The sequence below is a fragment of the Pontibacter liquoris genome (assembly GCF_022758235.1).
Taxonomy (GTDB): domain Bacteria; phylum Bacteroidota; class Bacteroidia; order Cytophagales; family Hymenobacteraceae; genus Pontibacter; species Pontibacter liquoris.
This window is the reverse complement of the sequence record NZ_JALEBG010000001.1, coordinates 1229763-1244253: the sequence shown is the minus strand read 5'-3', so window position 1 is coordinate 1244253 and position 14491 is coordinate 1229763. Positions and strand designations below refer to the sequence as shown.

Annotated in this window: 9 protein-coding genes; 6 read left to right on the top strand and 3 right to left on the bottom strand. The window is 54.3% G+C overall.

The window, feature by feature from the left end; genetic code table 11:
• Positions 1 to 370 precede the first annotated feature (370 nt).
• The 5 genes from LWL52_RS05080 (at position 371) to xseB (ending at position 4955) form a co-directional block, all read left to right on the top strand.
• Positions 371 to 1738 carry an aldehyde dehydrogenase gene (locus tag LWL52_RS05080; protein ID WP_242917531.1) on the top strand — a complete coding sequence of 456 codons (1368 nt, stop codon included), beginning with the start codon at positions 371 to 373 and terminating at the stop codon, positions 1736 to 1738.
• Positions 1739 to 1818: 80 nt separating this feature from the next.
• Positions 1819 to 2175: a hypothetical protein gene (locus LWL52_RS05075; RefSeq protein ID WP_242917529.1), complete on the top strand. Its 357-nt coding sequence runs from the start codon at positions 1819 to 1821 to the stop codon at positions 2173 to 2175.
• Positions 2176 to 2429: 254 nt separating this feature from the next.
• The gene (locus LWL52_RS05070; protein WP_242917527.1) at positions 2430 to 2984 is read left to right on the top strand and encodes a GNAT family N-acetyltransferase; all 555 of its coding nucleotides are present in this window, start codon (positions 2430 to 2432) and stop codon (positions 2982 to 2984) included.
• A gap of 155 nt (positions 2985 to 3139) precedes the next feature.
• Positions 3140 to 4702 (top strand): exodeoxyribonuclease VII large subunit, encoded by a 1563-nt coding sequence (xseA, locus tag LWL52_RS05065; protein ID WP_242917525.1) that lies wholly within the window; start codon positions 3140 to 3142, stop codon positions 4700 to 4702.
• A complete protein-coding gene (gene xseB, locus LWL52_RS05060; RefSeq protein WP_242917523.1) occupies positions 4692 to 4955 on the top strand; it encodes an exodeoxyribonuclease VII small subunit in 264 nt (87 codons plus the stop codon). Before xseA ends, xseB begins: the two co-directional genes overlap by 11 nt.
• An 87-nt stretch (positions 4956 to 5042) precedes the next feature.
• Here xseB and LWL52_RS05055 read toward each other — a convergent pair whose 3' ends face one another.
• Positions 5043 to 7262, bottom strand: coding sequence for a bifunctional alpha,alpha-trehalose-phosphate synthase (UDP-forming)/trehalose-phosphatase (locus LWL52_RS05055; protein WP_242917521.1), 2220 nt, complete (start codon positions 7260 to 7262; stop codon positions 5043 to 5045).
• A gap of 292 nt (positions 7263 to 7554) precedes the next feature.
• On the opposite strand from LWL52_RS05055, the gene LWL52_RS05050 reads away from it, so the two are divergent.
• Entirely contained in the window at positions 7555 to 8643 is a 1089-nt protein-coding gene (locus LWL52_RS05050; RefSeq protein ID WP_242917519.1) for a mechanosensitive ion channel family protein, read from the top strand.
• Positions 8644 to 8849: 206 nt separating this feature from the next.
• On the opposite strand, the gene glgB is transcribed toward LWL52_RS05050, so the two are convergent.
• Positions 8850 to 11153: a 1,4-alpha-glucan branching protein GlgB gene (gene glgB, locus LWL52_RS05045; RefSeq protein WP_437179339.1), complete on the bottom strand. Its 2304-nt coding sequence runs from the start codon at positions 11151 to 11153 to the stop codon at positions 8850 to 8852.
• Positions 11153 to 14482 (bottom strand): maltose alpha-D-glucosyltransferase, encoded by a 3330-nt coding sequence (treS, locus tag LWL52_RS05040; RefSeq protein ID WP_242917517.1) that lies wholly within the window; start codon positions 14480 to 14482, stop codon positions 11153 to 11155. Before treS ends, glgB begins: the two co-directional genes overlap by 1 nt.
• Positions 14483 to 14491: the final 9 nt, after the last annotated feature.

The window sequence follows — 14491 nt, the reverse complement described above, 5'->3', positions numbered from 1 at the left end:
AATATACTCATTCCGTACACCTGTTGCCGAAAAATACCGCCTGCCGAATCCTGCTGCCCTTTCCCATACTTTCCCGGCTTCGGCTGTACCTGGGATATGTCGGGGTAAGCACAAAACGGCTGTATTCCGGAAAACCGTTACTTGGCAACACGCCCTATAAACCTACTATTTTATACCTTTTACCCTGCTCCGACAGCAACTTACCAACTCGTGCACCCTCCTATATAGCTGGTCTGGAATTAAACGTATATCTTCATAGATGCCAGAGCCGGGTACAGGTTGCAACGGCTCTAAATCCACTCCATATTTGCTCCTTATGTCCCGTGTTCCGCCACCGAACCCAGTAGCTGTTTCACCTGTTGAAAACCAGGTGAAACAGCTACTGAAACGGCAACGCACCTTTTTCCGCAGCGGCAAAACCCTTCCGCTTGCTTTTCGAAAAGAACGCCTGCGTGACCTGCAGCAGGCGCTGTATGAAAACGAACAGGCGCTGACAGATGCTCTGTATGCTGATTTCCGGAAGCCTGCTATGGAGTCGTTTACAACAGAAGTAGGCTTTCTGGAGCAGGAACTAAAGCTGGCACTTCACAAACTGGAAAGCTGGGCAAAACCCCGGCGCGTGCGCGAGACCATCATCAATTTCCCGGCCCGGAGCACGATCCACTCCGAGCCCTTCGGCCTGACGCTGCTTATCGGCCCCTGGAACTACCCCTTGCAATTGGTGCTGGCTCCGCTGATCGGCGCCATGGCTGCCGGAAACTGTGCCATCGTCAAGCCCTCGGAACTAGCCCCGCATACTGCTGCCGCTATCGAAAAAATGATCCGGGAGAACTTCGACGATGCCTATGTGGCGGCGCTGGAAGGCGGTGTGGAAACCACGCAACAGCTGCTGCAGCAGCGCTTCGACTATATCTTTTTTACCGGAAGCACCCCCGTGGGCCGTATTGTGATGAAAGCTGCTGCCGAGCACCTGACGCCGGTAACTCTCGAATTGGGCGGCAAAAGCCCGGCCATAGTGGCGCTGGATGCGGATCTGGAGCTGGCGGCCCGCCGCATTACGTGGGGCAAGTTTATGAATGCCGGCCAAACCTGCGTAGCCCCTGATTATGTGCTGGTACGCGAGCAGGTAAAGGAAGAATTCATTCAGCTGCTGGGCCAGTGCATCCGCGATTTTTACGGCGAAGACCCGGCCCAAAGCCCGGACTATGCCCGCATCATCAACGACAAACATTTTAACCGGCTATCCAATTTCCTGAAAGAGGGTAGCGTGCGCATGGGAGGCCAGACCGATGCTGCCACCCGCTACTTTGCCCCAACCATTCTGGAGCATATTACCTGGGAGCACCCGGTAATGCAGGAAGAGATCTTTGGCCCTATACTGCCCATTCTTGCTTATGAGGAGATCGACGATGCGATTGCCCAGATAAACAGCCACGAAAAACCATTGGCGCTATACCTGTTCACGTCCAGCAAAGAGAAGCAGCACAAAGTGCTTGAGCAGGTTCCCTTTGGCGGCGGTTGTATCAACGACACGATCTCGCACCTGATCAACCCCAACCTTCCGTTTGGAGGCGTCGGGCACAGCGGCATGGGCAGTTACCATGGCCAGGCCAGTTTCGACCTGTTCTCCCATAAAAAAAGCATCGTGAACCGCGGCACCTGGCTGGATCTGCCGGTGCGCTACCCGCCCTACCACCAGCGCCTACCCTTTATTCGCAAGCTGTTTAAATGGCTGTAGCCAGCTTTTGTAAAATCCGTATTAACTACTATTAAATTCTGCAAACTACGTATACGTTGCTGTACCAATTTCTCCTTCCTATGGAAAACCTGACGGAATACCTGGACGACTCGCTGATACCGCTGGAGAATAAGGTGAAGCAGTACCTGGAGGTGGAGCATACGATCCGGCAGCTGGAGGCAGAAGTACTGTCGCTACGGCACCAACAGCCCGAAAAAGAGCCTGCGCGCAGCAAGCTGGCCGAAACAGAGCAGCAGATCGAGCGGCTGCTGGGGCAATATGAAGCCCTGCGCACGGACGTGATCACGATGCTGCCCGGAGAAAACACGGCGGTGGAAATTAACCTGGGCTACGGCCCGAGCCTGGTCAGCTACTATACCATCGACCATGAGACCATGCAGCCGTTGGAGGAGCCGGTCCTGCGCGTGGTGCATTAACAGGAAGTATGACGGGCGGCAAAGAAGTCTCTACGCATAAGGTTATTTTCCGTACCTGTTTAGGCTGCTCCGGGTCTTTCACCAAGTATAAATTGCCGCGTTTCTGACCGGAAATACTTAGTAGCCCGGCGTAGTAGCTTTTTATACCGCTTACCTGATGTAACAAGCCCTTCGGAATCTTTGCCGGAGGCACGTTCTGAAACATCAGAACCACACATAATTAAAAACGTAACCGAAAAATACAAACTCAGCAGATGCCCATGTACCACGTCACCCGAATACAGCACGGCGACCACCCTCATTTGCCGGCGCTGCAGCAACTATATGAAATGGCCTTTGTAGAGGAGCAGCGGCGCACACTACCGCAACTGCAGCAGCTGCTTTCAGAACCCAACATGCACGTACATGCTTTGTTGCCGGCCGGGCGATTTGCCGGATTCAGTATACACTGGCAGTTTGATGATTTTCTCTTTCTCGAGCACCTTTCCATTATTCCCCCGCTGCGCGGAATGCACCTGGGCGAGCGCGCCATACAATGGCTGCTGGCGCAGACAAACGTCCCGATCATACTGGAAGTAGAGGCCCCAACCGACAAACTGAGCACCCGGCGGGTAGGCTTTTATGAACGGCTGGGCTTTACGCTGCACGACTCCTTCCCGTACCAGCAGCCGCCCTACCAGCGCCACGGGCAGCCCGTGCCCCTGGTCCTAATGACGAGCCCACCCATGCTGCAGCCCGCCGAGCTGGAAGATATCGTTACCAAAATTAGGGAACAAGTATACGAACGCTTTTACGAACCAAGCGCCTGAGACTCACATAACATCCTGCTGCCCCTATATTAAAGAAAGCAAAAACCGGTGCGGCTTCGCTTGGCGCTGAAGCTACAAAATCTTATCTTGTGCCTCGGAAGCAGGCACTTAGACCGGCTCTGTTTAACCTTTCAGTAGCACAAGGCCCCAGGCACATGGCGCAGTTTATTTTTAAGCAGACATCCGCTTACCAGGAGTTGCAAACGCCGCTTTCGCTTTACCAGCTGCACCAGCAGATTCGGGAGGAGCTGGAAGTAGCGTTTCCGGAAAGCTATTGGGTGGTGGCCGAGGTGGCACAGGTATCGCCCGACCGCCGCAAAGGCCACTGCTACCTGACCCTGGTGGACAAAGGCGACGATGCCCGCCAGATGCTGGCGCAGGCGCGGGCCACGATCTGGAGCGCACGTTTCCAGATGCTGGGCCGCTACTTTGAGGAGAAAACAGGGCACCCCCTGAAAGCAGGCCTCAAGATCCTGTTCCAGGCTACCGTGCGCTTTCATGAGCTGTATGGCTTAAGCCTGGATATCGTTAACATCGATCCGAACTATACCATCGGAGACCTGGCCCGCCAGCGGCAGGAAACCCTGAAACGGCTGGAAGCTGAAGGTCTGCTGGAAGCCAACAAAGCCCTGGAGCTGCCGCTGGTGCCGCAACGCCTAGCCATTATTTCGTCAGCTACCGCCGCCGGGTACCAGGACTTTATTCACCAGCTCCGGCATAATACATTCGGCTATACCTTCGATACCACCCTTTTTCCGGCGACGGTACAGGGCAACGAGGCGCCCGCTTCGGTAAAACGCGCCATGGACCTGGTGGCCCGGTACAAAGACCGCTTCGACGCCATTGTGCTGATCCGGGGCGGTGGCTCGCAGACAGACCTCAGTTGCTTTGATGATTATAGTATCGCAGCGGCTATCGGCCACGCTCCCCTACCGGTGCTCACGGGTATCGGCCACGAGCGCGACGAAAGCATTGCGGACCTGGTGGCGCATACCCGCCTGAAAACACCGACCGCGGTAGCCAATTTTTTGCTCGATACATTTCGGGAAGCCGAGGAACTGGCCGAAGGCTTTTACGATAGCATCCGCATGTTTTCGGCGCAACAGCTCCGGCTGACCGAGGACAGGCTTGAGCGCCTGCGCCTGCGCTACACCAACCAGACAAAGGCGCTGCTGCAAACAAACAAAGACCAGCTGGAACAGCTCTCGCGGGGGCTGGTGCTCAAACCCAAAACCTACCTGGAAGCACAGAAGCACCTGGTCAGTAACCTCGACAAAGACATCAGCGCCTCGACCAAAGACCTGCTCCATGCCCAGCATACCCAGCTGCAGGAACTCTCGGTTTGTGTGGAGGGCAAGAGCCAGCGCTACCTGCACATGAAAGAACATGAGCTGAACCACCTGGTGCACTGCCTTGAAACAGAAGCCAAAGACACGCTGCAGCAGGAACAGTTACGCGCCACCCGCCTAGACGACAAGCTGAAGTATGGGGCGCAAAATAAACTCCAGCACGAAAACCACCGCATGAAGCTGCTGGAGATGAGCATTGCCGCTAACGACCCGGAACGGCTGCTGCTGCGGGGTTATACCTTAACCTTGGTGAACGGAAAGATCATTAAAAGTATAAAAGAAACGAAAAACGGAGACGTGATACAAACGAAGATGCAGGATGGCACCCTCCATAGTATGGTAGTTAATATTGACGGAAATGATGAATAAGGAGCTAAAAGATTTAACGTACCGCGAGGCAACCCAGGAGCTGGAAGAAATACTTCGTGCCATTGAGAACGATGCAGTGGATGTGGACGAGCTGACGCAAAAGGTACAACGTTCGTCGCAATTGATAAAGCTTTGCAAAGACAAACTGCGCAATGCCGAAAAGGCCATCGACCAAGTGTTTAACGAAGAGAACTGCGAGGCGCCTGCCAAACCAAAAGCAGAAGGCAAGCCGACTGGCAATACCCTTTTCTAGACGCTGGTGTATAGCCTAAAAACGGCAGCTGCCCTGAATAATGATTTTCAGGGCAGCTGCCGTTTTTAGTTTAGCTGTTTATCATGATCAGCCTGTCATGAGGGCACCACCGGAAGCGGATTCCTGCCGGCGCACCTGCAGAAGTTTAGTGAGGGTTTCCCGGACTTCGTCGCATGAATCGAGGTGATACTTGGCCACCGAGTAAGCATTGCCGATCTTAATCGTATACGCTTCGCGCGGCATGGCTTTGAAGATGTCTTCGTCACCCCAGTCGTCGCCAACTGCCATCACAAACTTGTGCGGGTATTTATTCAGCCAGAAACTGCTTGCCTTGCCTTTGTTGATTTCCTGGGCTTTGATCTCCACGGCCATTTGCCCGTCGAGCACCTGCAGGTTGCTGTTGGCCGCCAGAAAATTGAGGTGGCTCACCAGTTCGCGGGCACGCATCTCGCCAAGCCCTGTCTCTACCTTGCGGTAGTGCCATACCAGCGAGTACTGCTTTTCTTCTATAAAAGAGCCCGGCGTGCGATCTACGTAAAGGTCCAGGATCAGGCGGATGTCTTTTTTCCAGTCGTCCATCAAGCTCAGCATGGTTTGCCAGCCGGTGCCGCGCTGCTTTATCCAGACGCCATGCTCCGCTATGATATCGATGTTGAGATGGCCCAGCCAGTCCTGCATGTTTGCCTTTTCGCGGCTGCTCACAATCACTACGCGGTTTTTAGGATCGTTGCACAGGCGCTCCAGCAACTCCATCAGCTCTTCATCCGGCCGCGCCATCAAAGGCTTGTTCTTGTAGTCTACCAGGGCACCGTCATACTCCAGGAAGAACAGGCGGGAGCTGGCCGAATCGTACGAATCGCTCATTTCCATAAAGGTCGCCTCGTCCAGGTACGTCGTTGCCAGCGACATCTGCTTGATCTTGACGTAAGAAAGCCGGTCCATGAACATGTTTACCCAGTGATGGATGTTATAGCGGCGCAACGTGTCCTGCATGCTGCTCATATGCGCCTTCTGTTCCTCTTCCGGCATGGTCAGGGCCGTGTGCAGGGTTTCGACCAGCTGGTTGATATCGTTCGGGTTGATGAGCAGGGCCTCGGAAAGCTCCTTGGAAGCACCCGCCATTTCGCTCAGGATCAGCACGCCGGTATGATCCAGGCGGCTGGCCACATACTCCTTGCATACCAGGTTCATGCCGTCGCGCATCGGGGTAACCAACGCCACATCGGCCATCCTGTAAAAAGCCGAGAGTGTTTCAATGGGGTATGAGCGGTAGAAATACTGAATCGGGTTCCAGTTGATGTGGCTGTACCGGCCATTGATGCGGCCTACCATTTCATCAATTTCTTCTTTCAGCTCCTTATACTTGTCCACGGCATCGCGGCTGGGTACCACCAGCATCACGAGCGTTACCTTTTCATGAAACTCGGGATACTTCTCCAGGAAAAGCTCAAACGCCTGCAAGCGCTGCGGAATGCCTTTTGAATAGTCGAGCCGGTCGATGGAAAGGACGATCTTTTTTGCCGCCAGATTGGAGCGGTAGATCTTCTCGCGCTTCTTTACTTCCTCCAGGTTGGCCGTGTCGGCATACTTCTCGTAATCAATGCCCATCGGGAAAGAGTCTACCAGCAGCGAGCGGTTGTTGGTGTTGATCCAGCCATGCATGCTGCCATAGCCCACAATGCGGTTCACGGCGCTCAGGAAGTGGCGCATGTCATCGTAGGTATGGAAACCGATCAGATCGGAGCCCAGCATACCTTCCAGTATTTCCTTGCGCCAGGGCAGGATGCGGAATATCTCGTAAGAAGGGAACGGGATGTGCTGGAAAAAGCCGATGGTAATATTGGGCAGCCTGCTGCGCAGCATACAAGGCAGCAACAGCAGCTGGTAATCGTGCACCCAGATGGTATCGTCGGGGCCCGCCTGCTTTACCACTTCGTCGCAGTACTTCTGGTTTACGCTCACATACGTTTCCCATAACTGCTGGTCGTACACGGCGTACTGGCTGAAGTAGTGGAAAGTAGGCCACAGCGTTTCGTTGCTGAAGCCTTCGTAAAACTCCTTGATCTCGGTTTCAGTTAAAAAAACAGGGCGCATGCTTTCCTGCCGCAGATCGCTGGCAATTTGCTTTTGCTTCTCCTCTTCTTCTATCACCAGGCCGGGCCAACCGATCCAGATGTTATCATCCTTCTTGTAAATCGACCCCAACCCTGTTGCCAGGCCGCCTTCGCTGGTTTTATAAGTTAGCTCTCCGTCCTTTTCTTGCAGCTTTACAGGAAGTCTGTTAGAAACGATAATAAGTTTTGCCATGTATTTTTAGTTAACTCCGGCAGTTTAGGCATCGCCCGGTAATTGTAGCGCTGCTATCCAGTAATGTTTTTGGCTGCTGCCAGATCTCCGCAGCTTCTCTTTTTTCTCTTACGAAAACAAACCGCGCATCGTTTAGCCTATATAGCCGTTTAGCTATAAAATAATGTCTATCAATCTGTTTTGTTCCCAGGCGGCCGGTTTATAACCCTGCAGCGGCCTTTCCAGTACCCTTAGATTTAAAAAGAAGCTTGCGGCAGGCACTGCAGGCTACCGGCAAAACCCCGTTTATACTATGGAAAAGCTTACTGCTTTGTTTGATCAGTTCCCCGACCTGATTACCAGTCTGATGATTTTTGTGGCGGCTATTGTAGTAGGTATCTTGGCAAAATATGTAATCTTTAAGCTCCTTGATTTCTATAACAGGCACCGTAACCCCTTGCTGGTGCGTTCGCTTACCCAGCACCTGAGCGGCCCGATGGGCCTTTTTATCCCGCTGTTGTTCGTGTCTGTTTCGTTGCCGCTCATGCCCCTTTCACCGGCGCATACCGAGTTTCTGGCGCGCCTGATCGAGATCCTGGATATCATCACGTTTGCCTGGATGCTGATTAAGTTGACTGATGTTGCGCGCGACATGGTGCGGCACAAATACGCCATCGACAAAGCTGACAATTACCGGGAGCGCAAGCTTTTCACCCAACTGCAATTTCTGCGCCGGCTGGCGCTGGTGATCATCGTCTTTCTTGCGGTGGCCATTATCCTGCTAAGCTTTGAGCCCGTTCGGAAACTGGGCACCGGCCTGTTGACCTCTGCCGGCGTGGCGGGCATTGTGATCGGCTTTGCTGCGCAGCGCTCTATTGCCAACCTGCTGGCCGGCCTGCAACTGGCCTTTACCCAGCCCATTCGCCTGGATGATGTGCTGGTAGTTGAAAATGAGTTTGGCCGGGTGGAGGAAATTACGCTGACCTATGTGGTGCTGCGCCTCTGGGACAACCGCCGCCTGATCCTGCCGCTGAACTATTTCATCGAAAAACCTTTCCAGAACTGGACCCGCACCGGCTCGGACATCCTGGCCACGGTGTACCTCTACACCGATTACGATGTGCCTGTGGAGGCCCTGCGGCAGGAACTGGCACGCATACTGGAGAAAACCGATCTATGGGATAAGCGGGTACAGGGCCTGCAGGTAACGGACTCCAAAGAAGGAACCCTGGAGCTACGTGCGCTGATGAGTGCCAGCAACTCGGCCATTGCTTGGGACCTGCGCTGCCTGGTACGCGAGAAACTAGTTACTTTCCTGCAGCAACAGCACCCGGCCTCGCTGCCAAAAGTGCGTGCCGAGCTCAGCGGGCTCCCGCCTTCCAATTTTTCAAAGCCATTTTAATTTAAGTTGTTGCTCCGAAAGTATAAGCTAATCACACGAAGTAGTTGCATTACTTTTATACTTGCTATACCAACCATCTTATACTTACAAAGCTGGTGCCCTATCCTACCCTGCTGCGCAAAAAAATGGGAACATCAGCTGATGTTCCCATTCCAAATTTTATAGTTGTTTATGTGGCAAAAGATACGCCGGATTTAAGCACCCGGTCAGGGCCGCCACTTAAAATACAGTACGGCAAGCGGTGGCAGTTTCAGTTCCAGCGAGAAGTCACGGCCATGGTAAGGGTCCGGAACCGAATGCAGCGCCTCCGGGTTGCCCCGGTAATGGCTGCCGCCAAATCGCGCGTCGTCGCTGTTGAACAGTTCTTCCCAATGCCCGGCCATCGGCACACCTAAGCGGTAATGGTCGTGCACGGCAGGCGTCAAATTGCATACGACCAACAGCACTTCTTCGGGGGTGTTGCCTTTGCGCAGGAAGCTGAGCACGCTGTTGTGGGCATCATTATAATCCACCCATTCAAAGCCCTGCGCATCAAAGCTGTGTGCGTACAGGGCCGGCTCCTGCCGGTACAGCTGGTTGAGCACCTGCAGCTCCTGCTGCACGCCTGCATGGTACCCGTATTGCAACAGGTGCCAGTCCAGGCTGCTGTCGTGGTTCCATTCGGAGGTCTGCGCAATTTCAGCGCCCATAAACAGCAGTTTTGTACCCGGGTGCGCATACATATAGCCATAGAGTGCCCGCAAATTGGCGAACTGCTGCCACTCATCGCCAGGCATTTTACGCAGCAGAGCGCCTTTGCCGTGCACCACCTCGTCGTGTGACAGGGGCAGCATGAAACGCTCGGTAAACGCATACATCAAGCTGAAGGTGATCTCGCCCTGGTGGTAGCGGCGGTAAATGGCGTCTTTGGAAAAATAGTCCAGCGTGTCATGCATCCAGCCCATCATCCACTTCATGTCAAAGCCCAGCCCCCCGTGTGCGACAGGGCCCGTTACCGCTGGCCAGGCCGTAGATTCTTCGGCCACCGTCACGGCATCCGGGAAGCGGGCATGCACGGCTTCGTTAAATTCTTTCAGGAAAGAGATTGCTTCCAGGTTTTCGCGTCCGCCGTGCTCATTGGGAATCCACTCGCCCTGTTTGCGGCTGTAATCCAGGTATAACATCGAGGCCACCGCATCTACCCGCAGCCCGTCCACATGGTATTTGTCGAGCCAGAACAGGGCATTGCTGATCAGGATAGCGCGTACCTCGTTGCGGCCATAGTTAAAGATATAGCTGTTCCAGTCCGGATGATAACCTTTTCGCGGATCGGCATGCTCATAGAGGTGTGTGCCGTCAAAGTAAGCCAGGCCGTGTTCATCAGACGGAAAATGTGACGGCACCCAGTCCAGAATAACGCCGATCCCTTCCTGGTGCAGCGCATCGACCAGGTGCATCAGGTCCTGCGGCGAGCCATAGGTGCTGGCCGCAGCAAAATAGCCCGTGATCTGGTAACCCCACGAGCCATTAAAGGGGTGATACATCACCGGCATGAACTCCACGTGTGTGAAACCCATTTCGCGGATGTATTTTGGCAGTTCCTCGGCCAGTTCGCGGTAGGTGAGCGGGCGGTTGTTATCTTCCGCTTTCCTGCGCCACGAGCCCACATGCAGCTCATACACACTGTAGGGTTGCGGCACGCCTTTCAGTTCACTGCGGCGTTGCAGCCAGCCGGTATCCTGCCAGTTATAGTTTAGGTTGGCCACCGCTGAGGCGGTTTGCGGAGGCACCTCGCGGCAGAAAGCAAAAGGATCACTTTTCTCGACATGGTACAGGTTGTAGCGCGACTTGATATGATACTTGTAGAGCACGCCCGTACTTACTTTCGGGATAAAGCCTTCCCAGATGCCCGAGCCGTCGGGGCGGGCCTGCAGCGGGTGGCTCTCGCGGTTCCAGCTGTTAAAGTCGCCCATCACAGCTACCTGTTCAGCATTAGGCGCCCATACGGCAAAGTAAGTGCCTTGCATGCCCAGGTACTCCATCAGGTGCGCGCCAAACTTCTCGTACAATGTATAATGTTTGCCTTCGCGGAACAGGTATACATCAAACTCGGTAAAGCGGCTCACAGTATAGTATACGCCCTCTTCCATCTCTTTCTGCGCACTTTGCTGGCTCACTTCGGATATGGTTTTCCCGGCCACCGGTTTATGCCCTGGTTCCTGGGGTTTCACCACGACCAGCTCCTGCACTGCCTCAGAGGTGGCTACCGGTATGGCAACGCTTGCCTCCGGAGCCGCGGGATCCGTTTTCTTTTTTCTGCTACGCAATGCAGGCTTTGCCTCACCAGCAACAGTGCTCCTAGCAGCGGCAGCGGCAGCCGTATCGGTTTCTTTTTTTGGCCTTCCGCGGCGGACAGGCGTTGTGTCATCAGCTGCACTCGCTTTCGGAGCTTTTGCTGTTGCCTTTGATTTGGGAGTTCCTGCTTCTTTTCCGGTGTTATCTGTTGCTGCGCCTTCTTTTTTCTTCGCCATCACTTATACTTTTGCATGATATACTTTATGCCTCTGATTGGGATGAGCACCCAATCCGGCCGGTTGTTCAGTTCATAGCCCAGCTCATAAATCGCTTTTTCGAGCAAATAGGTCTCCATCAGGATCTCAAAATCCTCGGAAGAAGCGGGTACCAGGCCAGTTCCTTTGGTGCGGGTAAGATAGCTGTGCATAAAGAAACCGCTGGCATAATGGTGCCACTGCTCCGCCCAGCCGTCCAGGTAGTCTACATCCTCCTTGCGCAGGCTGTCCTGCTGGAAAAGGGCATTGTAGGCGGCGTAATGGAACGAGCGGATCATACCGGCCACATCACGCAGCGCAGACCGCTTCAGGCGGCGTTCGCTAAACGAGCGGGCCGGCTCGCCTTCAAAATCGATGATATAAAAATCCTTGCCCGTAAACAGCACCTGGCCCAGGTGGTAGTCGCCGTGGTTACGGATCTTCTTGGTATCGATCTTGTGTGCGAAAATGCGCTTGAGGCGGGTAAGCACCTCCTGCCGCATCTGCAACACTTCCTCGGCTTCTGCCCGCACATGCTCAGGTAGGTTTGGCAGGTGCTTTTTTAGGCTGTCGAAATTGCTGCGCACCAGCGAGGTGAGCGACGAGAAGAGCGACCGCTGATAATGCAGCGAGAAATCTTCCGGTGCAAAGTCCCGGTTGTTGGTAGCCGAGATAAGCGCCTGGTGCATTTCCGCGGTGCGCTGCCCCAGCAGCTCCACCCTCTCCACGTGGGCTCCGCCCAGCTCCAGCTGTAACTCTTCGGGTATGTCGGCGAAGGCCACCGGCTCGGCCAGGGTACCTAAAATGGGCTTCAGTTTCTGCCGTTCGCTCTGCGTGCGGATGCGCTCGTAAAAACGCTTCAGGGCATCCTGCATGTAGCTCCAGGCATCGCCCTGGTTGGGCACCAGTTCCTGCAGCATCACCAGCACCATCGGCTGCTTGCCTGCTTCCTGCTGCTCAATGGAGCCCATGTAGCGTGGCACGTTCGGGAAGTGCAACTGGTCGGTCAGCATCTGCACCACTTCCACATCGGGGTTCATGGTGCGGTCCAGCTTGCGGTATACTTTCATAAAGTAAGCATTGCCGTAAAGGATGGACGTGTTGCTTTGCTCGGCCTGCAAAATGCGGGAGGTAAGCGGCTGCCCGGCATTTTTGATTTCAGCGGCTACGCTGCGATGGCTGTAGCCTTCGAGCTCGCCCTGGCCTGCTTTTACCGTTTTGCGTTTGGCCATCAGCTGCAGCAGTTCCTGCCTGAAATCCTCGCTGTAGAGGGCATCATACAATATGCCTTCTTTGCCATCCACCGCCACTCGGGCGATCACGCTATTGGGGAACTGCTCGCGCAGGAGCTGCTCCTGCTCGCCGGTAGCAAAAGACACCGGCAACTGGTAAAGTTCGGGCAGCCCTTCGTTATAGGTTACCTCGATAAACAGCAACGCGGAGCCATACTTGCCAGCGGCCAGCGGCATGTTGCTCACCACCTGCATGCGCTGAATGGTACGCGCTTTGCCACCGAACCAGCGGCGCTTCACCACATAGTTCGGGATGATGCGCGCCTCCAGCCCTTTCAGGGTTTTGCCGTCCAGCACATTGCGCAGGCTGCCCAGTTGCAGGGCCGGGCGCTGCCCCTCCTCGCCTATTTTTTCGTTTGCCTCCGAAAGTTTGAGCTCCATCCAGTAATACCCGTAGCCGCTGACGGTGAACAGGTAATTATCATCTTTGATGGCCGGGAACTTGTTTTTGCTGAACACTTCTACCGGCATCCGGCCTTTGTAGTCCTGCAGGTCCAGTTCCACCGCTTCCGGAAAGCGCGACAGGTTGGCGATCACCAGGATGGTTTCGTCCTGGTATTCGCGGATAAAAGCCAGCACTTTGGAATTGCTCGGATTCAGGAATTTTATACTTCCGCGGCCAAACGCTTTGTAGCGCTTGCGCATGTTAATGGTGCGGCGCATCCACCAGAGTAGCGAGTTGGCATTGTGGTTCTGCGTGTCCACGTTCACCGATTCATACTTATACTCAGGGTCAATGATGATGGGCAGGTATAGTTTCTGCGGGTTGGCATCCGAGAAGCCGGCGTTGCGGTTATCGTCCCACTGCATCGGCGTACGCACGCCGTCGCGGTCGCCTAGGTAATAGTTGTCGCCCATACCGATCTCATCGCCATAGTATACCACCGGGGTACCGGGCATGGAAAAGAGCAGCATGTTCATGAGCTCAATTTTATTGCGGTCGTTGCCCAGCAGCGGGGCCAGGCGGTGCCGAATGCCCAGGTTAATGCGCGCCAGCGGGTCTGTAGCGTATACTTTATACATGTAGTCCCGCTCCTCGTCGGTCACCATTTCCAGCGTCAGCTCGTCGTGGTTGCGCAAAAACATGGCCCACTGGCAGTTTTCCGGTATGGCTGGCGTCTGGTCAAAAATATCGATGATGGGATACCGGTCTTCCATTTTCACCGACATGAACAGGCGCGGCATAATAGGAAAGTGGTAGTTCATATGGCATTCGTCACCATTGCCAAAGTAGGCAGCAGAATCTTCGGGCCACATGTTTGCTTCAGCCAGCAGCAGCTTACCCACATACTTCTTATCAACGTGTGCACGCAGCTTTTTAAGGAAGTCGTGGGTTTCAGGCAGGTTTTCACCGTTGGTGCCTTCACGCTCAAACAGGTAAGGCACAGCATCCAGGCGGAACCCGTCTACCCCCAGGTCGAACCAGTACTCGAGCACCTTGAACACCTCTTTCTGCACATCAGGGTTATCGTAGTTCAGGTCGGGCTGGTGCGAGAAAAAGCGGTGCCAGTAATACTGGCCGGCCACCGGGTCCCAGGACCAGTTGCTCTGCTCGGTATCGGTAAAGATGATGCGCACATCCTTATACTTGTTGGGGTCGTCGCTCCATACATACCAGTCGCGGAATTTGGATCCTTTCTTCGCCTGCCGTGCCCGCTGGAACCAGGGGTGCTGGTCGGAAGTATGGTTGATAACAAGCTCGGTGATCACTTTGAGTCCGCGGCTGTGCGCTTCCCGCACAAATAGCTTAAAGTCCTGCATGTCGCCGTAAGAGGGATTGATGCTGAGATAATCAGCAATATCATAGCCATCGTCTTTCAGCGGGGAAGGGTAAAAGGGCAGCAGCCAGATAGCAGTTACCCCTAAGTCTTCCAGATAATCAAGCTTCTGCATCAGCCCCTTAAAATCGCCGATGCCGTCGCCGTTGCCATCTTTAAAAGCCTTGATGTGGAGCTCGTAAATAATGGCGTCTTTATACCAATGAATGTTATCGTCTAACTGTTCTTTTTCGTCAGCCATAAGAATGGT

Bases quoted from the DNA above. Each gene is read 5' to 3' on its own strand.
- LWL52_RS05075 (WP_242917529.1), top strand. From the start codon at position 1,819: ATGGAAAACCTGACGGAATACCTGGACGACTCGCTGATACCGCTGGAG.
- LWL52_RS05070 (WP_242917527.1), top strand. From the start codon at position 2,430: ATGCCCATGTACCACGTCACCCGAATACAGCACGGCGACCACCCTCAT.
- xseA (WP_242917525.1), top strand. From the start codon at position 3,140: ATGGCGCAGTTTATTTTTAAGCAGACATCCGCTTACCAGGAGTTGCAA.
- xseB (WP_242917523.1), top strand. From the start codon at position 4,692: ATGATGAATAAGGAGCTAAAAGATTTAACGTACCGCGAGGCAACCCAG.
- LWL52_RS05055 (WP_242917521.1), bottom strand. From the start codon at position 7,262: ATGGCAAAACTTATTATCGTTTCTAACAGACTTCCTGTAAAGCTGCAA.
- LWL52_RS05050 (WP_242917519.1), top strand. From the start codon at position 7,555: ATGGAAAAGCTTACTGCTTTGTTTGATCAGTTCCCCGACCTGATTACC.
- glgB (WP_437179339.1), bottom strand. From the start codon at position 11,153: ATGGCGAAGAAAAAAGAAGGCGCAGCAACAGATAACACCGGAAAAGAA.
- treS (WP_242917517.1), bottom strand. From the start codon at position 14,482: ATGGCTGACGAAAAAGAACAGTTAGACGATAACATTCATTGGTATAAA.